This is a genomic window from Verrucomicrobiia bacterium, from assembly GCA_035629335.1.
Taxonomy (GTDB): Bacteria; Patescibacteriota; Saccharimonadia; order Saccharimonadales; family Saccharimonadaceae; genus DASUUR01.
Genome location: DASPIB010000001.1, coordinates 715,664 through 737,013, shown reverse-complemented (window position 1 = coordinate 737,013; position 21,350 = coordinate 715,664). Strand labels below are relative to the sequence as shown.

26 protein-coding genes are annotated in these 21,350 nt (G+C 50.9%); 16 read left to right on the top strand and 10 right to left on the bottom strand.

The window, feature by feature from the left end; translation table 11 throughout:
- Positions 1-97: 97 nt before the first annotated feature.
- Positions 98-1,711 carry an AAA family ATPase gene (locus tag VD907_04060; GenBank protein HYG84029.1) on the bottom strand — a complete coding sequence of 538 codons (1,614 nt, stop codon included), beginning with the start codon at positions 1,709-1,711 and terminating at the stop codon, positions 98-100.
- Positions 1,712-1,868: 157 nt separating this feature from the next.
- The gene (gene smpB, locus VD907_04055; GenBank protein HYG84028.1) at positions 1,869-2,339 is read right to left on the bottom strand and encodes an SsrA-binding protein SmpB; all 471 of its coding nucleotides are present in this window, start codon (positions 2,337-2,339) and stop codon (positions 1,869-1,871) included.
- A gap of 99 nt (positions 2,340-2,438) precedes the next feature.
- Between smpB and VD907_04050 the strand changes: the two genes are divergently transcribed.
- Both VD907_04050 and pyrH read left to right on the top strand, forming a co-directional pair.
- A complete protein-coding gene (locus VD907_04050) occupies positions 2,439-2,735 on the top strand; it encodes a hypothetical protein (protein HYG84027.1) in 297 nt (98 codons plus the stop codon).
- An 83-nt stretch (positions 2,736-2,818) separates the two neighbouring features.
- Positions 2,819-3,523 carry a UMP kinase gene (gene pyrH, locus VD907_04045; protein HYG84026.1) on the top strand — a complete coding sequence of 235 codons (705 nt, stop codon included), beginning with the start codon at positions 2,819-2,821 and terminating at the stop codon, positions 3,521-3,523.
- Here the strand turns inward: pyrH and VD907_04040 are convergent.
- A complete protein-coding gene (locus VD907_04040) occupies positions 3,518-4,714 on the bottom strand; it encodes a glycosyltransferase family 4 protein (protein ID HYG84025.1) in 1,197 nt (398 codons plus the stop codon). The genes pyrH and VD907_04040 overlap by 6 nt on opposite strands.
- 118 nt (positions 4,715-4,832) lie before the next feature.
- Here VD907_04040 and VD907_04035 point away from each other — a divergent pair, with 118 nt between their 5' ends.
- From VD907_04035 to VD907_04020, 4 genes are all read left to right on the top strand, one after another.
- Entirely contained in the window at positions 4,833-5,924 is a 1,092-nt protein-coding gene (locus VD907_04035; GenBank protein HYG84024.1) for a nucleoside hydrolase, read from the top strand.
- A 115-nt stretch (positions 5,925-6,039) separates the two neighbouring features.
- On the top strand, positions 6,040-7,227 hold the full coding sequence (locus VD907_04030; protein HYG84023.1) for a glycosyltransferase: 1,188 nt from the start codon (positions 6,040-6,042) through the stop codon (positions 7,225-7,227).
- Positions 7,228-7,230: 3 nt separating this feature from the next.
- Positions 7,231-8,085, top strand: coding sequence for an alpha/beta hydrolase (locus VD907_04025; GenBank protein HYG84022.1), 855 nt, complete (start codon positions 7,231-7,233; stop codon positions 8,083-8,085).
- Complete coding sequence (locus VD907_04020) at positions 8,082-8,909, top strand: hypothetical protein (protein ID HYG84021.1); 828 nt, start codon at positions 8,082-8,084, stop codon at positions 8,907-8,909. Before VD907_04025 ends, VD907_04020 begins: the two co-directional genes overlap by 4 nt.
- 7 nt (positions 8,910-8,916) lie before the next feature.
- On the opposite strand, the gene VD907_04015 is transcribed toward VD907_04020, so the two are convergent.
- Genes VD907_04015 through VD907_04005 form a run of 3 tightly spaced genes read right to left on the bottom strand, consistent with a single transcriptional unit; the run spans position 8,917 to position 10,638 of the window.
- Positions 8,917-9,507, bottom strand: a complete 591-nt coding sequence (locus VD907_04015; GenBank protein HYG84020.1) for a thermonuclease family protein — start codon at positions 9,505-9,507, stop codon at positions 8,917-8,919.
- Positions 9,491-10,069 (bottom strand): DNA-3-methyladenine glycosylase, encoded by a 579-nt coding sequence (locus VD907_04010; GenBank protein ID HYG84019.1) that lies wholly within the window; start codon positions 10,067-10,069, stop codon positions 9,491-9,493. Before VD907_04010 ends, VD907_04015 begins: the two co-directional genes overlap by 17 nt.
- Complete coding sequence (locus VD907_04005; protein HYG84018.1) at positions 10,069-10,638, bottom strand: cob(I)yrinic acid a,c-diamide adenosyltransferase; 570 nt, start codon at positions 10,636-10,638, stop codon at positions 10,069-10,071. The genes VD907_04010 and VD907_04005 overlap by 1 nt, the downstream gene beginning before the upstream one ends.
- A 222-nt stretch (positions 10,639-10,860) precedes the next feature.
- On the opposite strand from VD907_04005, the gene VD907_04000 reads away from it, so the two are divergent.
- Together VD907_04000 and VD907_03995 are read left to right on the top strand one after the other, a co-directional pair.
- Positions 10,861-11,301 carry a hypothetical protein gene (locus VD907_04000; GenBank protein HYG84017.1) on the top strand — a complete coding sequence of 147 codons (441 nt, stop codon included), beginning with the start codon at positions 10,861-10,863 and terminating at the stop codon, positions 11,299-11,301.
- Between the two features lie 132 nt (positions 11,302-11,433).
- The gene (locus VD907_03995) at positions 11,434-13,104 is read left to right on the top strand and encodes an ABC-F family ATP-binding cassette domain-containing protein (protein HYG84016.1); all 1,671 of its coding nucleotides are present in this window, start codon (positions 11,434-11,436) and stop codon (positions 13,102-13,104) included.
- A 132-nt stretch (positions 13,105-13,236) separates the two neighbouring features.
- On the opposite strand, the gene VD907_03990 is transcribed toward VD907_03995, so the two are convergent.
- Entirely contained in the window at positions 13,237-14,049 is an 813-nt protein-coding gene (locus VD907_03990) for a hypothetical protein (GenBank protein ID HYG84015.1), read from the bottom strand.
- Positions 14,050-14,290: 241 nt separating this feature from the next.
- Here VD907_03990 and VD907_03985 point away from each other — a divergent pair, with 241 nt between their 5' ends.
- The gene (locus VD907_03985) at positions 14,291-14,659 is read left to right on the top strand and encodes a hypothetical protein (GenBank protein ID HYG84014.1); all 369 of its coding nucleotides are present in this window, start codon (positions 14,291-14,293) and stop codon (positions 14,657-14,659) included.
- Positions 14,660-15,243: 584 nt separating this feature from the next.
- On the opposite strand, the gene VD907_03980 is transcribed toward VD907_03985, so the two are convergent.
- Positions 15,244-15,462, bottom strand: a complete 219-nt coding sequence (locus tag VD907_03980; protein ID HYG84013.1) for a hypothetical protein — start codon at positions 15,460-15,462, stop codon at positions 15,244-15,246.
- Positions 15,463-15,604: 142 nt separating this feature from the next.
- Here VD907_03980 and VD907_03975 point away from each other — a divergent pair, with 142 nt between their 5' ends.
- The gene (locus VD907_03975; protein ID HYG84012.1) at positions 15,605-15,820 is read left to right on the top strand and encodes a hypothetical protein; all 216 of its coding nucleotides are present in this window, start codon (positions 15,605-15,607) and stop codon (positions 15,818-15,820) included.
- 126 nt (positions 15,821-15,946) lie between these two features.
- Here VD907_03975 and VD907_03970 read toward each other — a convergent pair whose 3' ends face one another.
- Together VD907_03970 and VD907_03965 are read right to left on the bottom strand one after the other, a co-directional pair.
- Positions 15,947-16,705, bottom strand: a complete 759-nt coding sequence (locus tag VD907_03970; GenBank protein ID HYG84011.1) for a histidine phosphatase family protein — start codon at positions 16,703-16,705, stop codon at positions 15,947-15,949.
- 124 nt (positions 16,706-16,829) lie between these two features.
- A complete protein-coding gene (locus tag VD907_03965) occupies positions 16,830-17,123 on the bottom strand; it encodes a glutaredoxin domain-containing protein (GenBank protein HYG84010.1) in 294 nt (97 codons plus the stop codon).
- A 376-nt stretch (positions 17,124-17,499) separates the two neighbouring features.
- Here VD907_03965 and VD907_03960 point away from each other — a divergent pair, with 376 nt between their 5' ends.
- Genes VD907_03960 through atpA form a run of 6 tightly spaced genes read left to right on the top strand, consistent with a single transcriptional unit; the run spans position 17,500 to position 21,348 of the window.
- Positions 17,500-17,763 carry an AtpZ/AtpI family protein gene (locus tag VD907_03960; GenBank protein HYG84009.1) on the top strand — a complete coding sequence of 88 codons (264 nt, stop codon included), beginning with the start codon at positions 17,500-17,502 and terminating at the stop codon, positions 17,761-17,763.
- Entirely contained in the window at positions 17,760-18,602 is an 843-nt protein-coding gene (locus VD907_03955; protein ID HYG84008.1) for a F0F1 ATP synthase subunit A, read from the top strand. Before VD907_03960 ends, VD907_03955 begins: the two co-directional genes overlap by 4 nt.
- Positions 18,603-18,631: 29 nt before the next feature.
- Positions 18,632-18,844 carry a H(+)-transporting ATPase gene (locus VD907_03950; GenBank protein ID HYG84007.1) on the top strand — a complete coding sequence of 71 codons (213 nt, stop codon included), beginning with the start codon at positions 18,632-18,634 and terminating at the stop codon, positions 18,842-18,844.
- A gap of 10 nt (positions 18,845-18,854) precedes the next feature.
- Positions 18,855-19,403, top strand: a complete 549-nt coding sequence (gene atpF / locus VD907_03945) for a F0F1 ATP synthase subunit B (protein HYG84006.1) — start codon at positions 18,855-18,857, stop codon at positions 19,401-19,403.
- A gap of 3 nt (positions 19,404-19,406) precedes the next feature.
- Entirely contained in the window at positions 19,407-19,811 is a 405-nt protein-coding gene (gene atpH, locus VD907_03940; protein ID HYG84005.1) for an ATP synthase F1 subunit delta, read from the top strand.
- Positions 19,812-19,815: 4 nt separating this feature from the next.
- Positions 19,816-21,348: a F0F1 ATP synthase subunit alpha gene (atpA, locus tag VD907_03935; protein HYG84004.1), complete on the top strand. Its 1,533-nt coding sequence runs from the start codon at positions 19,816-19,818 to the stop codon at positions 21,346-21,348.
- The last annotated feature ends 2 nt before the right edge of the window (positions 21,349-21,350 follow it).

Below are 21,350 nucleotides of genomic sequence, written 5' to 3'. Positions count from 1 at the left end.
GCTCGCCCAGGCTCTCTCGTCGTGCGATGTGCTTGACGGTGGCTTCGGTGGGAGGTATGAAGTGCGCGGGATCTTGCGTGTAGCGCATGAATTCCCCCTAGCGGTTATTGCGCTGGATGACCATGATCTTGCTCAGGATGGCGTCTTGACTTGCATTCAAGCTGGGGTGGCGCAACATGTGTGAGATTTCGAGTCGAATGACAACGAGTTCTCCCAAAAGCTGCCGCTTTTCTGCCTCGGAAATGGAACGACTGAGCCGCTTGCCAATTTTTTCGACTTGCGGGGCCAGCTCCTTCAGGCGCCGGCTGTTCTCGTCGGTGCTCGCCTTTTGGCGAGCCTTTTGCAGTTCTTCTTCGGCGAGCCACAGCAGGGATTGAGCGTCGCTAACGATCCTCTCAGCCTGGGCTTCGGTGTGCATGCCGTAGGTCGGCAGGTTCGAAGCATCTTCGAGGATGGCGCGAGCTTCACTGCTGATCTGCTCGTACTCAGGAATGGACTTGCCATCCCCGAGCTTGTACTGTAGTTCCAGTAGGTCCGCCTCAAGCTTGTTGAGCTCGATGCGCGTCTGGTTGTCGCCCGCCTCACCGACTAGCGAGTGAGCGGAATCGTACAGGTGACGTCGTCGATCGAGCAACGTCTCCGGAACGGCCACCGCGTGAATGCGTTCAGCAATGCGATTTGCCTCTGTGGAAATCCTCTGAAGTTCCGCGCCATCGGTCGCCCTCTTGAACTTAGTGACAAGGTTGGTCAGATCCAGCTCGGCCTGGTCGAGCTTCTCTTCTGCTTCGATGGAAGCGGCGAACTCATTGATGAGCTGGTTAATCCGCTTGCGCAGGTGAAAAATGCCCGGCAGGTAGGCCATTGCCTTGAGGTCTGCCGGTACGACACGATTTCGTCCGTTGATCGTCGCGGCGGCTTGCGCAAGCTGCACTGCTACTACTGCTGTACGCGGGGAGATTCTTGCCTTGTCCCTGATCAGCTCCTCTACGATCTGAGCCGTCATGCGTTGGATGCCGACACTCACCTTCGTCGCCTTTGCCTGTCGTTGCAGCGTCTCGACATCCGACCACGTGACGCCAGACTCTACCTCTTCGCGACCGAACACGGCCGCAAAGAGTTCCATGAAGTTATCCTTGCCATACGCTGGCCACTTTACCTCGAGCTGGATTGGGAAGCGCTGGATCAGCGCCTCGATATCCCGTCCAGCTTCGGCAATCTCCTGGGGAGAGTGGTTGGTGGCGGCAGCGATCACGCGGGTCTTCATTTTGACACGCTGGTGACCGTTGCGCAGCTCCTTTGCCGTCAGTGTATCCTTGAGGTAAGCCAGCACTCGCGGGGGAGCGTCAAACAGTTCCTCGAAAATAGCGATGTAATGGTTCAGGAAACTGAACTCGTGCTTGTACTGCATGGTGGCACCGACGGCGCGGTTGATTGCGTCAAGGTCGAGACCACCGAACAGGTCTTCGGCGCTTGTGCCTTGACCGAAGCTCTTGATGTACGTCTCTTGGCCCTTAATGGAGCGGAAAACGGCATCGAGAAATTCGGACTTGGCGTGCCCGCCGTCTCCGCTGAAGATCAAGTTAACGCCAGCCACAAGGGCCAGCGATACCGCCTCGCGCATTTCATCGCAGTAGACAAAACCTTGAGTCACTTTGGTGACCCACGGCAAAGTCAGTGTGTGCGACTGAACGGGGTGAATCGTTGCGGTCATGACCACCTTCTTGGTATAGAGTGAAACAATGTTAAATAACGACGAGCGTCTACATGGGCAACGGGTGCCGGCATGAGCGCTCGCATCACAAATAATATACTATAAAATACATAAAATGTCAACAATCTGCTGATCAAAACATGTCTAATCTAAATTGCTATTTCAGCTTGATCTCCCGCTTTGCCTCCCGCTCTTGATCACGGCGTTTAATGGTTTCGCGCTTGTCGTAATTTTTCTTCCCTTTTCCAAGCGAAATCACTACTTTAATAAACCGGCTACTCGTTAATAGCCGTAAGGGTACGATGCTAAAGCCGGATTGCCGGCGGTCAATTAATTCATCAATTTGTTTGCGGTGTAAAAGCAGTCGACGTGGGCGGGTATCAACGGTTCGTTGTTCGCCAGATTTCAGCAGCGCTGGCTTTACGCTAAAGCTGGCGTTTGACAGCCACAATTCTCCACCCTTCACCGATATAAAGGCGCCTTTAAGCTGTACGTGGCCGTCGCGGGCGGCACGTACTTCGGGGCCGGTGAGCTCGATGCCGGCCGATAATTCATCGCCGAGCTGGTAGTCAAACCGGGCGCGGCGGTTTAGAATGGCGCCGGGCGAGGACTTTTTCTTTTTTATCATCCACACAATTATACCTGATCTTCGCTTATCTGCCGACTTCCACTTATCGAACCCATATCGTATAGTAAGAAGGTTCAAGCAAAAGACAAGGAGCGGCTGGTGCAGATTTTTCGTTTTAAGTTGAACGAGCTTCCTAAGCGAGAGGTCTCTGAAATTCTTCGTGGTATAAATAATATACTTGGCAGTAAAGCCAGCCAGCTGATTTTTGATGAGGGGCCAGATTGCTATGTCTTTGTTTTGGACCTGGAAACTGCCGATGCCTTTGAAGAACGCCTGCGATCTAACGTACCGCCCGGTGTGTCCTTCTACGAAGTTCTCAATAAGGAGGATGTGCCTAATAGCGTGACGAATGATCCAGCATACACGGTGTTTATCGAAAGGTACGGACAAGCGTAACGGCGCATTTTGCCAAGGATTATCCTTGGCAATCTTTTTGGCGCGTTTTAATGAATCGGGTTTTTATGGGGTATACTGAGGCCATGTATAAACGTATTCTTCTAAAGCTTTCGGGCGAACAATTACAGGGCAAGTTTTCTGGTGGTTTTGACGCCGAGCGCGCTGCCTGGATTGCAAATGAATTGCGGCCGGTGCTGCGTGATGATGTACAAGTGGTAATTATGGTGGGTGGCGGCAATTACGCCCGTGGCGCGCAATTGGTGGGCCACGGCATCGAACGAGTGACGGCTGATAATATTGGCATGCTGGGTACCATGATGAACGCCTTGGCGCTAGCCGACGTGTTTGAATATACTGGCGTGCCGGCTCGGGCGCTCACTAATATTGAGGCCAGCCAAGTTGCCGACCAATTTACTCACCGCCGGGCAATCAGCCACTTAAATAAGCACCGCGTGGTGATTGTGGCTGGCGGCATTGGCCGGCCATACCTTACCACCGATACCGCAGCGGTGAGCTTGGCGCTTGAGCTCGATTGCGACGTGATTTTAAAAGCCACTAAGGTTGATGGCGTCTACAGCCAGGACCCAGCAAAGTTTCCGGAGGCTGAAAAGTACCCGTCGCTCACCTTTCAGCAAGCTGTTGAAAACGAAGACATTAAAGTGATGGATAAAGCCGCGCTTGGTCTGGCTATGGAACAAGACCAGCCGGTGATAATTTTTGATCTGTTGACTCAGGGCAATATTGCCCGGGCGGTTCGTGGCGAAACGATTGGCACAACTATCTCATAAGCGTATTGAGCCGTAAATCTGGCTCATTTTTTGCGCAAAATGTTCGCGGCTGAATAACTGGGCTTGTTTTTGGGCGTGTCGCGAAAGCTCGACCACCTTGCGGCGATCTTCAGCTAGCGCAACAATTGCTTTTGCCATGGCCTCAGGCGATGGGCCGTCGCTGCGGTATCCTGCCTTGCCAATTTCATCGCTCAATAGCTCGTCGCAGTACAGCACCGGCCGAAAGCGCGTAATGCTTTCAACGACCGTCATTGGTTGATTGTCGAAGTGGTACGACGACAGGACGGTTATATCGGCGGTATCGATAAGCGCGACGGTGTCGGTGTGGGTTTTCTTGCCATGAAAAGTGACGCCTTGCATTGTGGCGCGTTGTTTCATGTCGTCCAGCAGGCTGCCTTCCCCGATAAAATCAACGGTAAAGGGCGCCTTGGTGTGGGTGCTTGCGAGTTTGATGGCTTCAATAAATTCGAGCGGCCGTTTTTCTGGCTCACAGCGGCCTATCCACAGTATCCGTAAGGCTTGAGGGTTATTGCTCACAGGCGTAGCGGGCACGCTGCCGCTTGAAGCAAACGGGTTAGATACCACGTAGCACGGTGTTCGTAGCCCTGCCCGCAGCATGGTGTCGCGCTGGTGAGCAGAGGGCGAAATCACCGCTTGGGCGGCTTCGGCAGCAGAAAGCGTAATATCTTTTAAGGTTTTTTCTACAACATTACCTTCTGGCGTCCCTAGATGCAGTGGCTGTCGAAAGACCAGCTCGAGCGCATTGCGGAGAAACCAGGCGGTTGGTGCTTTTACAATACCTTTATATTGCCAGAAAAAAGTATGCACGGTGTAAACGCTAGGGACTCCCAGTTCTTTTGCTAGTCGCTGGGTCATTCGTGCCAAGCTCATTTCGGATTGCAAATGAATTACATCAGGCCGCTGTTCTTTTAGTATGGCGCGAAGTTTCTCAAGATTTTCAGGGGTAGACAGTAACATCGGTAAATCATATAAACTTCGCGGCAGCGTAAAGCTCGGCTCAATAAAAATCACGCCGTTAAGGTCAAAAACGGTTGATTTAGGTCGGTTCCCAAGTTGCAGAATAGTGACGCTGTGTCCGGCCGCTTCAAGTGCCTTTTTTTGCTCAAACATTGAAGACACCGCGCCGCCAATATGCTCGATTGAATAGTCATTAACAATGCAAATACGCATGCCAATATCCTAGCATAAATTGGTTGGTCGCTTTCATTCAATATTCTAAAATCCATTTGGATTTCTACAAGTTATATGGTGTAATACATGATGCAGGATCCTATTTTAGGGAGGAACATTGAAAAAATCCAAGGTTGTTTTGGTCATTGACGGACCCGACCCCGACAACTACGCCGCACTACTGGCAGCACTATCGGCGACGATGTGCTACGAGCTGGTTGCGGTAATCATGACCGGTCGGCCGGTTTCGACCGTGCCTAAAGCCAAGCCGTACGAGCTTAACCCGCATGCTTCGCGAGCCGTTCGGCGCGATAACGCCCTGCACGCTAAGGGCATTCTCATGCGTCATGGCGGCGAGCGTGTGCCAGTTTTTTCTGGCGGCTTGGCGCCTTATTCAACGGTGCCTCACGACCTGCACATTCACGAACGCGTCACGGATGTGTTTGACGATTCGCATGCTGGCCACGAGCTGAAGGGTGACATTACCGACGCGGTCGTCTACCTGGCGTCGTTCGACGAAACGATCCATGTCATTTGCGGCGGCCCGCTCACCGATGTTGCCTACCTAATGCGGCACCCGATGCTGATGCACAAGCTCGGCGTGGCGGTAGCACAGCTTGGCATGTTTGGCATCAATCCTGATGTCAAGGTACTGGCTGGTGGTCGCCGTCAGTTCAATGCGTTGGCAGATCCGGCGGCAGCGCGCGATGTGCTGCTGCACTATGCCGGGCCTTTTTACTTCATTCCAACCGATGTGACGAAGGCACCCGAGTTGGCTTTTGGCGGCGCGGATGAAATTGCCGCCCTCTCGGACTCAAGTGCTGCCCAAGAACTAACGGCGATGTACCGTCAGGCGTGGCCGGTGATGTGGGGAGGCCGAACGCCGTCGATTCCTGCTCATTTGCACGATATTCATCCGGCAGTGTTTATGGACCAACTGCTGCGTGACGTCCCCATGCATCACTTGCGCTATTCGCGTGACGGTCACGACCGAATTGGTCACTACACTGTTTCGCCAGTTGGCATTGCGCATGTACCGCACTTGCCGCACGAAGAGGACCGTTGGGGAGAGATCGATCTGGGCGAAGCCGACGACAACCAGCCGCCACGATTCTTGGTGGATGGTTTTGCGAACGAACAGTTCCGGCCCCTACTTGCAGAGATCCTGAACACCATCACCACCTCGAGCCCGCTCCCGGCTCTGGTGTGATCACGGCCACTCCCACACATAAACTCGTGGGAGTGGCCGATTACTTTAGGCGTGAATTTGCAGCGCATCGGGGCTATTTCCTTAACGAAAGACCTGAACAGTGTATAATGACACTATGAAAATCGTTATTGCTGCCGACTTACACTGGCCTACTATAAATGGCGTTGCTACTTTCAGCCGAAACCTAGCTCACGGACTCGCTGCTCACGGACACGACGTGACGGTCATTGCCCCATCACAAACGGGTAAGCGCTACGAAGAAGTTGATAGAAATCATATTGTTCGCCGAACTACCTCGCTGCCCTTCCCGTTTTACCAAAATTTCCGCATCTCAGTTTCGCCGCAGCGCGAAGTTAAGAAAATTATCGAAGAAATCCAACCGGATGTTATCCATGTACAGGGAATCTTAGGGATTGGCCGCGCTGCCTTGATGATCGGTAAACGCCTCAATATCCCGGTAGTAGCTACCAACCACGCCATTCCTGATAACCTGCTCGACAACCTAAAACTACTTGCCCCGTTCGCCAAACCAATCAGTTATCTTTTGACTGAATACGGCGGACGTTTTCATAGCAGCGCCGATTATGTAACACTGCCGACCATGGCCGCTATTAAAATGTTTGGCGATAAAACCGAAGAAATGGGCGTGCCAATTGTGGCTATCTCGAATGGCATCGACCTCAGTCGCTTTAAGCCCGGTAAGGTGCCAAAAGATGTTTACACCCGCTTTGGGTTACCGCAAGACAAGCCGCTAATTAGCTACATCGGCCGTCTCGATGGTGAAAAACACTTACACGTGCTACTGCGTGCCGCCGCCCGAGTGTTTAAGTCGATCGACGCGCACCTTTTGGTAGTAGGCAGCGGCAACGACCTCGAAAATCTTGAAGCGTTGGCTATTGAATTAGGCATTGCTAATAAAGTTACCTTTACTGGCCGCGTGAGCGATGAAGATTTGGTGCTACTGCACCGCGTAGGCACGGTGTTCTGCGTGCCTTCGCCAGCCGAGCTGCAGTGCATTGCGGCGCTCGAGGCCATGGCGTCTGGCCAGCCACTAGTGGCCGTAGATGCCGGAGCGCTCTACGAGCTGTGCCACGATGGCGAGAATGGCTATCTTTGCCGCACCGACGATGACGAACAAATTGCCAAAAAACTGGCCATCATCTTAAAAGATCCAGAGCTCCGAAAGAAATTTTCAAAAGCCAGTATGGCCATTGCCAAAACGCACGATCTTGAGCACACAATTACTCGTTACGAAGCAGTCTACAACGAGCTGCTACAAAAGCACCAAGCGGTGCTAGCTTAAATTATGAAACCAGCGACTGCTCATTACTTGCAGGTGCAAGACGCCACCGTTAAATACTGGCGCTACCATCACGAATCGCGCCCCACAATAGTGATGGTACATGGTTTTCGTGGTGATCATCATGGCCTCGAGTATATTACGCGGGCGTTACCGTACGTACGGGTTATAATTCCGGATCTGCCCGGGTTTGGTGCATCCGGGCCATTCATGACTCGCGAGCATAACGTTGAAAATTACGTCGCGTTTTTAAAAGAATTCATTGAAAAGCTTGCACTGCCCATGCCGCCGATTTTACTTGGCCACTCGTTTGGTTCAATTATTGCCGCGGAATTTGCCGCCACCTACCCTGAAGCGCTGGATAAGTTAATTCTCATTAACCCCATTGCTTCGCCGCCGCTTAAAGGTAAAAAAACGGCACTCGCCAAATTGACCAATCTTTACTATTGGCTGGGCGGGAAACTACCAGAACACGCGGGGAAAGCCTTATTACGTAATAAAAGCATCGTGTTAGCTATGAGCGCAGTCCTTACTAAAAGCCGCGACAAAGCCTTGCGAGCGCGGTCGCACAGTAACCATTTGTCATATTTTAGTTCATTTGCTAGTCGGCGCGTGGTGCTTGAATCCTACCAAGCTTCAACCAGCAAGAACGTCGCTGATCATGCCCATAGCATTGTGACCCCTACCCTGCTGATTGCTGGCGAACTGGACGACATTGCTCCAGCTCAACATCAAAAAATTTTAAAAGAAAAATTGCCCAACGCCCGCCTGATGATACTCGACGGCGTAGGGCATCTAGTGCATTACGAGGCGCCCGAAAAAGCCGCCGAAGCAATTGAGGAGTTTATCCGTTCAGCATGACCACCCAAACGTTTCATCTCGACGACTGGCTGACAGAATTTTCACGCCACATTAAAGCACGGCAGCCCTACCGCGAGCCCACACCGGAAGAAGCTGCCGCATTTATAGGCGGTTTGTGGGCGCTGATTCGCGGCGATACTGAATCGCCAGTTATGGCTGAGTTAGGATTTACCACTCACGTCGCGGTGGATACAAAAACCAATCGGCCCTTCACTCTGGTTTACAACGAATATGGCACCGAACGGGCTTGGGGAGCTTATGTAATTGACACCACGTTTACAGCCGCTCCCCGCCCCATCCGCGGCTTAGTAGAGGCACCGCACATTGTCTTCGATACGTATTCAGAGAAGCTTGCCCTTGAAATTTGGCGCGCTTACCCCGGTATCTTGCTGCTGATTTCAGGGACACATCGCACGGACGTTTCCTTTACCAATCCGCGCGATGTCGCCCATCAGCCTGGCTCGCTATTTCACCAGGTGGCGATGGCGTTCACTAAGCGGGGCATCCCGCAGTTTCAGCAGCACGGCTTTAGCGACGAAACCGACCCTGAGCACGACATTATTATTTCAAGTGGTGATGCCAAAAATTCTGAAGCTATTAAGCGCTTGGCAGATGCTCTTGAAGCAGCCGGTTTCCGGATAGCGCGAAACTGGGATAACACCGCCACCATTATGAAAGGCATGGATAACGTTCAAGGTGCTGCGGCCGAGGCAGATGGCACTGCTTTTGCCCATGTAGAAGTGAGTAAAACGGTTCGCGTATCAGAAGAGTTGCGAGCACGCTACCTTCAGGCGGTTGCGGCGGCACATTTTTTTACAGCCTAATAATCAACTAATTATTTGATTGTGACATCGGTTGCGTGCGCCATGTTTTGCCATCTTTGGTTGTTGTGCAAGCACCCCACAGTCCTTTTTTTGCACTTTTTGCGGCGGCTTGAGTAGTAATAAATTCGTCCTTTTTTTGAAATGGGAAAAGAGTGTACTCAAAGCCGTGGCCGGTGGCGATGAGCTCCTTATTGAGTAAGGTGTTATCTTTTAAGTACACATAGCGCAATAATCGGTTATAGCGGTCGCGCGGGTCGTTGGTTGGGTCGGCTACGAGCCGTACCACGCCGCCCTGGGCGGTTATTCGTTGCTTAGTAAACTCGGAGGCTTGGTGGCTGTAGCACTGTTTTGGCTTATCTGGGTGTTGTTTTTCTGGGGTATCAACGCCAATCAGACGGACCTTTTCGCGCTTGCCATTCATGTCAACGGTGATGGTATCGCCATCGGCAAAATCGACTACTTTGTAGTAGCCGGGCTCGGGTGCGGGTGCGCCGGTGGTAACTAGTGAAGTGACTTGGGGTGAAAGATAACTAACAATTAAGGCGAATAGTCCTACACTGGCCCACAGTAATTTCTTCGGGTTATTTCTTCGAGACATAAGGTGAATCGGTGATGTAAAAACGCAGCAGCTCATCGGCCGCTAGGCGTATGCCGATGCGGGTAGCGGTGGTAATGCTCGAAGCTTTTACATTGCCAGCATCATACACCTGCAAGGGTGGCTGGCGCAAGTCGTGGCCGTAAAGCATTTTATCGATTGCCAGCGCCTGGGCCAACTTACCTGGGCCATTGGTAAGCTGCGCATCGGGCGCGCCTTTCCGGAATTCGCGCATGCGTTCAATGCCAGCCAGCGGCTCAATGGCTCGAATTAGCACCCCGGCCCCCTCACCTTCTACTCCAGCAGTCACATTAAAGCACCAGTGCACGCCGTAGGTGAAGTAAATATAGGCGTGTCCAGGCGGGCCAAACATGGCAGCGTTGCGGGCGCTTGGGCCGCGGTAGGTATGGCTGGCCGGGTCGCTTTGGTGGTAGCTTTCGGTTTCTGCAATTCGGCCTTTTAAAATAGTGCCGTCATCGAGCCGGCGTTCAATAACTGCTCCCAGAAGGTACCGGGCGCCTGCTGTGGGGTCTCGTAGCTTTTGTGGGTCAAGAAATGTTGGCATTAAAAATCTATTCCTTTTTTCGCGAGGAATTTATCGTCAAAGTGGTGCTTGAGCTTGGTCATGTTGGTGGCAATGTCAACCAGTGGCAATAATTCTTCAGGAAAGTGCCGCCCGGTGACGCAGAGGCTGGTTTTTGGCGCTCGTGTTGTGAGCAGCGTTTGTAAATCCTCCTCGCTCAAAAGCCCATCGTACACAGCGTTATTGATTTCATCGCAAATTACTAAATCGTAATCGCCGCTGGTAGCGCACTCAAGCGCGAACGAAAAAGTTGCTTTGGCCGCAGCAGCGTGGTCTTCGTCGCTGACTGCTTGTTCGCTTAGCTCGCCTGCGTTAAAAAACCCTTTGCCACCTTTATAAAAAGTTAATTGGGTTTCAAAAATAGGCATAATCTTCTCAATAAAAGCGTGCTCACTCACCTGCCAGCTTTTAATAAACTGAATATAGGCGACGCGCCAGTCATTACCGAGTGCTCGCACCATGAGCCCTAAGCTAGCGCTGGTTTTGCCTTTGCTGTTGCCGGTGTACGCAAGGGTGATACTGTCTTTTTCTTGGTAGTCCTCGAAGGCCATACTTAATAGTGTAGCTTGTGATGACTGAAAAAAGAATGACCTCAAGGGGTTTCTTACGTAAAGAAAAATCGTAGTTATAATTTGCGAAAAGCAACACTAGAGCTTACGTGGCAAAATTAGTACGACTATAGTGGCTAATTATCTTCTTGCCCTAGAAGACTACGCCTGCTATTCTGTCTAAGGCCTGCACGCCAAAAGGCCACAACCTCGAAAGGTTAACCTGTGACTATCGGCAGTGTTACGATCAAGCCGAGCGAAGACCCGGTCAAAAAGGTGGTAGAAATCTTAAGGACGCAAGGACCTGTCGAGTATACGACGTTCGTAGTTGGCAAGACGATTCATCAGTCGCCAAATGTCCTAAAGTTTAACCGCGAACTCTTTGTGGTTGAGGTGCTTCGATCTGATCGAGTGTCATATCGATCGCTCAGGAAAGATGAAGTAAGGCCTGAAACGGTGCTCACCAGGTACCTGGCGGGCGTCCCATACCAGCAGTTGCTGGAGATGTGGTTAACCAAGGCTAAACAAGCAAGGCTTTCCGTGTCGGAGAGGATGACTACTTATCGGAGTGGCGCTCGTCTGGCGCTCGTTATTATTAACGGCCTAGAATGGGAAATTGTTCGGGGCTTCGGTGCCCATGAGGGTTACATCTGCGCCATTCGGTAATTTCCTTCGAATTTAGAACCGACGTAGCATTTCGAAGCAAGTCGTGAACTTTTGAATGGTGGAGGAACATCCATTACCCACCCGAAGCGACTGTTCGTTTCGGGTGGGTAATTTGCTATACTTAACCAAGCCATGATTGCCGATATCTCTGTTACCGAGAAAAGTTTTAATGCCAAAACCCTCCTGACCAACGTCCGGTTCTCTATTGATGATGGCGAAAAGGTGGGTATTGTGGGCAGAAACGGCGTTGGCAAGTCTACCTTGTTCGGAATCTTGGCCGGCACAGATACCGATTTTAGCGGTGAAATTATTTATCGTCGTGGGACGGTGGTGGTGGCGACTCGCCAGGAACACCACGGCACCGAAACCCAAACCGTTTTGCAGTATGTTCTTCATGGCCTACCCGAATACGCTCGCCTGTCTCATATTCTCGAAACCTATCCTGTTACCATGGGCGAAGACATGAAAAAAATTAGCGAGTACACCGAAGCCCTACAGCGATTTGATGACCTCGGGTATTACCAAATTGAAGAACAAATTACGCGCGAGCTCGATAACTTCCAGCTACCAGGGGTGGCCCACTCGCCTTTTATGTCGCTGTCTGGTGGGCAGAAACGGTTGGTCGAAGTGGTCAAGATTATGCACTCAAACGCCCACCTGGCGCTGGTTGACGAGCCCACCAACCACATGGACTACGTGGCAAAAGCCCAGTTTATTGATTGGCTCAAAACCGCCCGCGAAGCAGTGCTGGTGATTACTCACGACCGCGATGTACTGCACGAAGTCGACCGAATCATCGAAATAAAAGACGGTGGCAACATAAGCTACCCCGGTAACTACGACGCTTATTTAAAGCAGAACGCCACTCAAACCTCAAGCCAAATGAACGATTTTGAGCAAATCGAACGCCGAAAAGTGAATCTAAAAGCTAAAATCATTGACTACCAGCGCCTAAAAGAGAAATCACGCAACCCCGGTACCATCCAAAAATTTAAGCGGCTAGAAATGAAATCGCGGGAAGAATTAGCTGAGCTTGAGAAAATCGAAAAGCCAACCTTTTGGATTGATAAAAACTCGGTTGAAGAACTCAATTACAAGGCAACCGCCAGGTACGAAAAGTTCAAAAGCAAGAATATTCGCATGGCGCTTAAATCTGAAGCCTCGCGTAGTAAACACGTGCTGATACAAGCAAAAGGGCTTAGTTTGGGCTACGACAAACCGCTGTTTAAAGCGATAAACATTGACCTTCGAGAGGGCGAGGCGCTCGAGCTTCGCGGGCGTAATGGCGCTGGCAAAACAACTTTAATCAAGGCGCTACTCGGTGGTATTGCTGGTGAAGAATCAGTTACGACATCTAAAATTCACAGATTCTCTGGCGAAATTTCACTCGATTCGCAGGCGCGCATTGGCGTGTACGAGCAAGAAGTCGGCACCACCTATTTTGAGCTCCCGTTGTTTGATGCGATTGAACGACTGTATCTAGATAAAGGTTTAAGTGTCGGGCGCGAAAAAGTCATGCAGCTGATGAGCGACTACCTGTTTGACCCAATTGGCGACGCCAAAACACCTATCTCCCGGCTGAGTGGCGGTCAAAAAGCGCGCTTTCAGCTAATTTCGATGCTCGCCAACGACCCGCAGCTGCTGATCCTCGACGAACCAACCAATCACCTCGATCTGCCAAGTATCGAAGAACTTGAAGAAGCTTTAAAAAAGTATAGCGGTGCTATTTTATATGTCAGTCATGATGGTTATTTTCGCGAAGCTTTGGGTGGTGAGGTGGTTGAGCTAACGGCAGATAAATAAAGTTTGATATCTATACTTTGCGGCAAGGAGCTTCTACCGTCTAGCAATCTATTTTATTTCTATACTTTAATATTATTACTGGCAAGTAGGAGAGTTAAGTATCTCTCTCCTACCTGCCAGTTTCTGCTCTATCTAGCTAAGATAACCGCCGGCATATCCTCTGGCCGGCACGCCATAAGTCTTCTTTAGTCCCTTTTCTGGGGCGTAGACCTTTAGAAAATGTTGTACCATTTTTGGACTAACGTGCCCAGAAAGAGTGATCTTCTCAGGGCCTCCTGGCTTGTCGGCATGACGCAGCAAGGCAGCAACCCCTGCGATATCAAGCGCGGTTTGAGCTGAAAGGAGCTTTAGACTGTACCCCTCTCCAAGATATGCTTCGGTAAGGTCAATCACTGTACTATCACCAAAAGGTTGATTCTCCTGCTTTGCCAAAATACCTCGGTAACTATCGATTAGACTTTGTACTTCTCGCACCTCCTTGTCGGCTGCTGCAGCGATTTCTGTTACGCGACGGGAGATTACCTCTTTAGCGCTTACACCAGGACATTTGCCTAGGATAGCCGCCTGGCGACAATGATCCATGGCCGCCAATACACGCATATCCTGCGTGATGGTAATCTTATGGCCCAGTTCCTGCAAGAAACCGATCAATTGTCCTAGTGAGGATGCCTTCAAGTAGTGGGTTGGCCCGAGCCCGTAGCCTGGATCGCCCTCGTTATGATGGTCAATAGTTTTCACTGGCGTTACGCCCACGACCTTACACTCAACGAACACCACATCTGCGGCTGAACTAAGCTGATTCCTCGCTTCGTAAGCATTGCCTGGATGGCAGCGCCTACCCTCAGCCTTGGCGTACACGTAAGGTAGAGCCGCGTTATTGAGGATGCGTTCAATCTCCCGCATCTCCGGATCGTCTGCACCGAGGACAAAAAGAACGTCTTTCATTACAACTCCAGTTCCTCGGGAATCGAATAGCTGCAATTATGCAGGCATCGTATAGTTTAGCATTTTTAGGCGGAATTTCTAAATATGTCAGAATACACTAGTTGAAGGCTTGCTCAATAGCCCAGTTCTACTCCATAAAATTGTACAATATTTATTAACTTATTTATTATAGTAGTACTTGCGAATTCGCGAGTGCAAGGGGCTTTAGTAAACGCGACTGTTACGAGAGGGTGAATGAAACGTGCTGATCCGCACGAAGGCGGTGTATGTTGTCGCGAGAAAAGAACTTTATGTGTATGAGCTTGTGACCGAGGGCAGGAGACAAGATATTGGCATGGCGTATGATCTTAGTGTGAGGCACTACGAAACCCCGCCTACAATGATTAGTACCGATCATGGAAATGTCGTTGTTGAACAGGTTTCTGATCTAGTTGAACTCGATAAAGTACGAGAACAGCTTGGCCTCTATCGTTCCAATCTGTTTAGCAATAAGGTTAATGCCCTGTGGCGAGCGCTAGGACTCGATAATGTCCCTCAAGCGAGGGGCAACGGCGGTACCCTTAGGCTTTACCGCGTAGGCCATCCCGATCACCGGGGCGGCTTCTTCTAAAGCCCAGTCCTTCCGCCTGCTTCTGATTCCCAGTGATTCAGAGGCAGGCGGTTTCCATTTAGTTACCGGCCATAGCTTCTATTCTTGTTTTGAGAGCCAATAAAAAAGCCTACTGCCAATTAAGCACATTTGCTTAATTGGCAGTAGGGTCAAGCGTTACGGCTCAGACGCAACGAACAGTGACGCCCTTCACCTCGCTGAGCTTCTTAGCTTGCTCCGCCGAGAGTCGAAGCGCCGCCTCCCAGAATCCATTAGAAGGCCTCGGAGGGGTGATAAGCCCGTCAGCACGGCTACCTGCGTCGAACTGGTCGAGATTGTCCGGGAGCTTGTCCAGCTCTCGATCGAGCGACTCGTAAGCCGCCTCCAGAGTCTGCTTGCCATTGCCGAAAAAGTGGTAAAGCTGCTAGTCACTCATACTGCACCTTTCGTAGCGGGAACAACAGTAAAAAATTATAGCACGGGAGGTGATCCATCAACCCGGGTTTCGAGAATAAATTAATCAGCCCCACCAAAAAGTAGGGCTGTTTTTGGGAAGTGTAATCTTGTTGCTATCAAAGGTAGCACTACAAGCATCAAACTTGATCCTACACCGGGGTTATAGCGACCGATAGAATGCGGGCAGTTTCAACTGCCTTATACTCTTTAAGCGTGAGGTAGGCAGTGATTTCCCACTCACCCGTTTCCGCATCATTTCTGTAAAAACCGAGCGTCCCCTCAAGCACGTAGCCCGCTTCAATAAGGACCCTGCCACACTCTTCTAATGATGCTTCACTTCCGCCGCTAATGTAGTACAATCGTTTCACTGTCTTTACCCTTCTTCCAGCGAGCTAAAGACTGACTTCAGGTAACAATTGTCTTTCACTATCATTACCTGTTTTTTGGCTATTGTCCAGCGAGCCAGAGATGGCTATAATAAAACGACCAGTGCTACCAAGGAGGAGTTTCATGCGGCATTGTAAGCCGAATAAGTTGCGGCGCGTGAAGTTGCCGTTGTCCTTTGCTCAGAGGCAGGTGACGCCAAGGCGTGGACTGAAGAAGTCTTCTCTGCCCGTGCTGGCGGCGCTCGCGGTGCTGGTGGTGATGGCGAAGCGAAAGTTGCTGCGCGCTACCTGGCAGCAGCTGAGCGGACGTATGCCGACAAAGCAGTCCGAACGGCCGTAGGGTGTTCGATGCGCTTCCCGAAAAGGAGGTCTCTTGATCTCTCTTTTCGGGAAGCGCCTTTATTTTTGTAGTCAAATAAATATACCCTCGGCTTCAAGTGGCTATCTTGAAGCCGAGGGAAAGCGCTTATCCTACTACAACCCAACCAGTGTCGAAAGCATTTGGTTTGGCTGTGCCGACACTGCGGAAGTATTGCGGCCGTTCCGTTACCAGAGATGCGGGATCATCCGGGTCGCAAAAAGCGAAGAAATCTGCCTGGCCATTCCCAATCCAGTTCGATCGTTTGAGTGCCGGAATGTCATTATGATTTGGCACCAGGGGTTGCCACAGGCGCTTGTCGTCCATCTCCAGGAGTATTGCCCGGATCAGGCCCATTTTTTCGGCATGAGTCGATAGAGCAATGATACGGTTTGGCGCAAGTGTGCGGCACTGCTGCAGTACCACTGTCACATGATGACGGATATCCCACCAAGATTCGCCACCGGGCGGCCGCCACCGCCAGGCAGATTCCTTGCCTCGCTTGTAATCCGGGTGGGCGCGCGCCCACTCGTCGGGCGCGTAGCGGAAAATTCCGCGATTACGCTCGAGAAGGGCCGGTTCAGGGGTAAAATGGCTTAGGCGCTGCCCACCAAGCGCAACCTTGGCCGTCTCTTCGGTGCGGCGAGTGGGCGAATACAGGCAAGCATTGATCTTGTAGTGCCGTAGGACTTCGCGGAGCGCATGGGCTTGCTTTTTGCCTTCGTCCAAAAGTCCCATCGTTGTATCGGCATCAAGCGGAATACCCGCTTCGACTGCTTGAAGTGCCTCTTCACCTGTAAGCTTTGACCGCTGGTTCAGTTCAAAATAGCCATGGCGAAAAGTTATGATCATTCGCGGCATTGTCATAATGCTGCCTTCCTGCTTGGGCGTCCGTATGCATAATAAAGAATAGCTCACCTGGTCCACAATAGTAAAAACAAAAAAACCGCCTGTCGCGGACGAGGCGGTTTATTCAGGGTGAAGGTGGAGCTTAGGCGGCAGCAAGCGGCTGAATCCCGTGCCTCTCGATGGCCTGGTTAATCGCCGCGCGGTCGAAACCTAAAATCATATCGCCACCAATATCGGTCATCGGTACGCCAACGTATTGGCCGCCAGTTTTGTGCATTAATTCATGGTAGGCTTCCGGGTCTTGTTCGATATCTTTAGACACAAAGGGAATATTCTTTTCGGTTAAGTATTGGCGTTCGCTTCGGCAAAAACCACACCAACTGGTGCTATAAATTATGATTTGCGGTTTATTGGTGGTTTTGGGTGCGTCGTTCATGTGCTTGTCCTCTTACTATATTAAGTATATCATTGTGAAAAAATATATCAATCAGATTGATCTGTTGTTAAATGCCAGCCGCCGCAGTAAGGGCAGCGATAGACCCTTAAGGTAGTATTGTTTTGTAACAGCAATTCTTGGGCGACTTTTTCAGCTTGCTGCTTAGAGTCGTAGCGAGTTTTATTCTGGCAGTTCGTAGGAGTAAACCGTTGATGTTTAGTAGGATTATTTCGACGAGGCATTACTTCCAGTTAACCACAAGTTAGCGGGTTTATGACTAGTTGGGCCCTAAAGTGTGCGATAAGTCTGATTTTAGTGCACTCGCACCGTTTCACCTCTTGTTTTCGAGTCAATATCTGTTACAATGGCCTCGTATATGGCTACGACGCAGCAACCCAAAGACCGCGACCCTGCGCCTGTGCCGTCGAAGACGACGGTCATTTTGCTGATCGGCACGTTAGTTGATACAACGCTGCGACTATTTATCCCGGTAATTGCTGGTTTGCTTATCGGTTTATGGATCGACCATCAAACGAATACAAAACCCGCACTGACAATTGTTGGGGTGCTGATCGGGGTTGTAGTGGCAGCCTTACTGATTTATGCCCAAATAAAAGCAATAAATAAAGAAAAAACATGAACCCAGCAATATATTTTGCCAGTGAAAATTCACCGCACGTCAGCCTTGTTGCCGAAGAAGTATTTCGGATTGGCGATTTTCCTGTTACCAATTCACTGATTTTAGGTATTTTTGGCTATGGCTTTTTAATTTGGTTGTTCTGGTATGTCGTGTCTTCGATAAAAAAGGGTCGTAAAAACTTCTTGGTCAGCGCGATTCAGTGGGTATTTGAAATGCTGTATAGCACCGTTGAGCAAGTGATTGGCGATAAAAAAATCGCAAAGCGGCTGGCGCCTTTACCAATTACGCTTTTCTTTTTCATTGTTATCCAGTACTGGCTCGGCATCTTCCCGGTTATTGGGCCCATTACCATTGATGGCGTGCCGCTGTTCCGTGGGCTGGCGGCCGATCTTAATACTACTTTTGCGCTCGCAATCGTCACCATTGTTACCGCGCAAATCTATGCCATTAAGGTGCACGGTTTTGGTGGAAACCTCGGGCGTTACTTCCGTAACCCATTTAAGGATCCAGCCGGTGCGTTTGAAGGGATACTCGAACTTATCGCCGAATTCTCACGCCTAGTAGGCTTAAGCCTGCGGTTGTTTGGTAACGTGTTTGCCGGCGAAGTACTGCTGGCCATGATCGCCTTCCTGACCGTCTGGTTTACCCCCATTGCCTTGCCGCCATTCATGATATTCGAGCTGTTTATCGGCGGTGTTCAGGCCTACATTTTCTTCATGTTGACTGTCGTGTTTATTTCGCTCGGCATTGCGTCGCATGGACACGACAATCATTCCAAAGATCATTCTCCCACTCCCCTACCTAAACGTGCGGTTGTTGCCGGAGATGATACGAAGTAGTTACAATAAATAAAGGAGATACAATAATTATGCAAGAACTCGCTTTCGGACTAACCTACGCAATCCCAGCAGCCTTTGCCGCCATAGGTGCCGGTATCGTTGCTGCTGCAGCTGTTACTGCCGCTGGCCGTAACCCTGAGCGCGTTGCAGACATCCGTACTTTGATGATCTTGGGCATTTCATTTGTTGACGCCCTGGCGATCATCGCCATCATCGTGGCTATTATTGCTGGCGTAATCTAGGATTTGCTATATGGAGTATATAGCACACTTATTTGCCGCCGGCGCGACCCAGGTTGAAGCCGAGCCTTCGCTGTTTAGCGCGCTCGGTATCGATTGGCGTTTGCTTGCTCTGCAAACAATCGCCTTTCTCGTGTTGCTGTGGTTTTTAGGTAAGTTTGTGTACCCGCAGCTGGTAAATGCCATTGAAAAGCGGGAAAAAGCGATTGCTGAAAGCGCCGCCGCCGCCCAGGAAGCCGAAGCCAAGGCATCGGCAACCCAGGCCGAAGTAAAAAAGCTACTCACCGAAGCGCGTAAAGAGGCAGATAGCATTGTCGAAACGGCTCAAAAAGAAGCCGCAACAATTGTGGCCGAGGCCGATGAAAAAGCCCAAAAGCGAGCTGAAAGAATTGTAGCTGATGCTCAAGCAGAAATCGCTCGCGACGTCGAAAAAGCGAAACAAGCGCTTCGAGCTGAAACCACCGAACTGGTAGTAAAAGTCACTGAAAAAGTTTTGCGCCAGAAACTTGATGCTGCCAGCGATGCTCGGTTGGTGGAAGCTTCGCTAAAGGAGGCGCAGTAACGCATGCAGAGCCTTTCTCGTCGCCGGGTAGCGGCTTACGCAGCAGCACAACTGGCTGCTGGCGCCGATACCAACAAGCTTTCACAGCAGCTCGCCGCCTATGTTGTCAGCCAAAAGCGACTTTCGCAGTGGGAACTATTACTAACCGATATCCAAGCTGAATTGGCAAGGCGTTACCACACGACAAGCGCGACGGTGACCTCTGCATTTCCGCTCACCGATGCGTTACGCCAAAAAGTCACTGCCTTTGTGCAGCAGCAAACTGGCAGTAAAACCGTGCTGCTGGAAGAGCAAATTGATACCGATCTGATTGGCGGCGTGACGATTCAAACGACCGATGGCTTTTTTGACGGTTCCATCCGAAAACAACTGCAACAACTTACCACACTAACAAAAGACAAGGAGTAAAACGGTGGCAGAGATAGCAATCAAAGAACTAACCCGCGAACTGCGCGATGCCATTGAGGGCTTACGTAGCAGCAAGGGGCTTGAAGAAACCGGCATCGTGACCCGTGTTGGTGATGGTGTTGTCTGGATTTATGGCCTCACAAAGGCCGGCTTTAACGAGGTGGTCAGTATCGAAACGACTGATGGCAGCACGGTTGAGGCCTTCGTGCTGAACTTAATGGAAGATGAAATTGGGGCGGTGCTGATTGGCTCGGATAGCTTAGTACGTGCCGGGGCTCAAGTTCGCCGTAGCGGTAAGGTGCTCGACGTTCCCGTTGGTCCAGAACTACTCGGACGGGTTGTTGACCCGCTTGGGCGCCCGCTTGATGGCAAAGGCCCAATCGTCACCAAGAACCGTGGGCTGGTAGAAAAGTCAGCACCAGGCGTTATGGCCCGCAAGACCGTTCACGAACCAATGATGACCGGTATTATGGGCATCGACGCGATCGTGCCGATTGGCCGTGGACAGCGCGAATTGATTATTGGCGATCGCCAAACTGGTAAAACCGCCATCGCCATCGACACCATGATTAACCAAGCTCGCCAAAAAACTGGTGTGGTGAATGTTTATGTGGCGATTGGCCAAAAACTTTCTAAGATTTCCCGGATTGTTGAACGCCTCAAAGAAGAAGGCGTGATGGACAATACAATTGTCGTTGCCACTGGCCCAGCTGATCCAGCCTCTCTCCTCTATTTGGCACCATATGCTGGTACCGCGATGGGCGAATACTTCCGTGATAATAAAGCCCACGCCCTGATTATCTACGATGATCTTACCAAGCACGCTATCGCTTACCGCCAAATGTCACTACTTCTACGCCGCCCACCAGGCCGCGAAGCCTTTCCTGGCGACGTATTTTACCTGCACTCCCGCCTGCTGGAGCGTTCAGCTAAGCTTAACGACGAACTTGGTGCTGGTTCGCTGACGGCTTTACCAATCATTGAGACCCAAGCCGGCGATATTTCTGCCTACGTTCCGACCAACGTCATCTCTATTACCGACGGTCAGATCTTCCTGGAAACCGACCTGTTTTACCAGGGTATCCGCCCAGCGGTTTCGATGGGTCTTTCGGTGAGTCGTGTTGGTGGTGCCGCTCAAACCAAGGCTGTCAAAAGCGTCAGCGGCAGCCTAAAGCTCAGCCTGGCCCAGTTCCGCGAATTAGCTAGCTTTGCGCAATTTGGCTCAGACCTCGATGAAGCCACTAAGCACCAAATTGAGCGTGGTCAACGGCTGACAGAACTGCTTAAGCAGCCCCAGTACCAACCGATGAGTATTTGGGAGCAAGTAGCGAGCATCGTGGCTATCACCGACGGCACCTTTGATGACGTGCCGGTAAAGCGCATTAAAGACGCCCAGGCTGCCCTGCTCACTCAGCTGTGGACCAACCACAAAGAAGCCATGCGCGAGCTTAATAAGGGCGACAAGCCAACCGACAATCAGCTTGCGGCGATTAAAAAAGTTGCGACTAAGGTGGCAAAAGGCTTCCTGAAGGACTAACC

Bases quoted from the DNA above. Each gene is read 5' to 3' on its own strand.
- VD907_04060 (HYG84029.1), bottom strand. From the start codon at position 1,711: ATGACCGCAACGATTCACCCCGTTCAGTCGCACACACTGACTTTGCCG.
- smpB (HYG84028.1), bottom strand. From the start codon at position 2,339: ATGATAAAAAAGAAAAAGTCCTCGCCCGGCGCCATTCTAAACCGCCGC.
- pyrH (HYG84026.1), top strand. From the start codon at position 2,819: ATGTATAAACGTATTCTTCTAAAGCTTTCGGGCGAACAATTACAGGGC.
- VD907_04040 (HYG84025.1), bottom strand. From the start codon at position 4,714: ATGCGTATTTGCATTGTTAATGACTATTCAATCGAGCATATTGGCGGC.
- VD907_04030 (HYG84023.1), top strand. From the start codon at position 6,040: ATGAAAATCGTTATTGCTGCCGACTTACACTGGCCTACTATAAATGGC.
- VD907_04025 (HYG84022.1), top strand. From the start codon at position 7,231: ATGAAACCAGCGACTGCTCATTACTTGCAGGTGCAAGACGCCACCGTT.
- VD907_04020 (HYG84021.1), top strand. From the start codon at position 8,082: ATGACCACCCAAACGTTTCATCTCGACGACTGGCTGACAGAATTTTCA.
- VD907_04015 (HYG84020.1), bottom strand. From the start codon at position 9,507: ATGTCTCGAAGAAATAACCCGAAGAAATTACTGTGGGCCAGTGTAGGA.
- VD907_04010 (HYG84019.1), bottom strand. From the start codon at position 10,069: ATGCCAACATTTCTTGACCCACAAAAGCTACGAGACCCCACAGCAGGC.
- VD907_04005 (HYG84018.1), bottom strand. From the start codon at position 10,638: ATGGCCTTCGAGGACTACCAAGAAAAAGACAGTATCACCCTTGCGTAC.
- VD907_03995 (HYG84016.1), top strand. From the start codon at position 11,434: ATGATTGCCGATATCTCTGTTACCGAGAAAAGTTTTAATGCCAAAACC.
- VD907_03990 (HYG84015.1), bottom strand. From the start codon at position 14,049: ATGAAAGACGTTCTTTTTGTCCTCGGTGCAGACGATCCGGAGATGCGG.
- VD907_03975 (HYG84012.1), top strand. From the start codon at position 15,605: ATGCGGCATTGTAAGCCGAATAAGTTGCGGCGCGTGAAGTTGCCGTTG.
- VD907_03970 (HYG84011.1), bottom strand. From the start codon at position 16,705: ATGACAATGCCGCGAATGATCATAACTTTTCGCCATGGCTATTTTGAA.
- VD907_03965 (HYG84010.1), bottom strand. From the start codon at position 17,123: ATGAACGACGCACCCAAAACCACCAATAAACCGCAAATCATAATTTAT.
- VD907_03960 (HYG84009.1), top strand. From the start codon at position 17,500: ATGGCTACGACGCAGCAACCCAAAGACCGCGACCCTGCGCCTGTGCCG.
- VD907_03955 (HYG84008.1), top strand. From the start codon at position 17,760: ATGAACCCAGCAATATATTTTGCCAGTGAAAATTCACCGCACGTCAGC.
- VD907_03950 (HYG84007.1), top strand. From the start codon at position 18,632: ATGCAAGAACTCGCTTTCGGACTAACCTACGCAATCCCAGCAGCCTTT.
- atpF (HYG84006.1), top strand. From the start codon at position 18,855: ATGGAGTATATAGCACACTTATTTGCCGCCGGCGCGACCCAGGTTGAA.
- atpH (HYG84005.1), top strand. From the start codon at position 19,407: ATGCAGAGCCTTTCTCGTCGCCGGGTAGCGGCTTACGCAGCAGCACAA.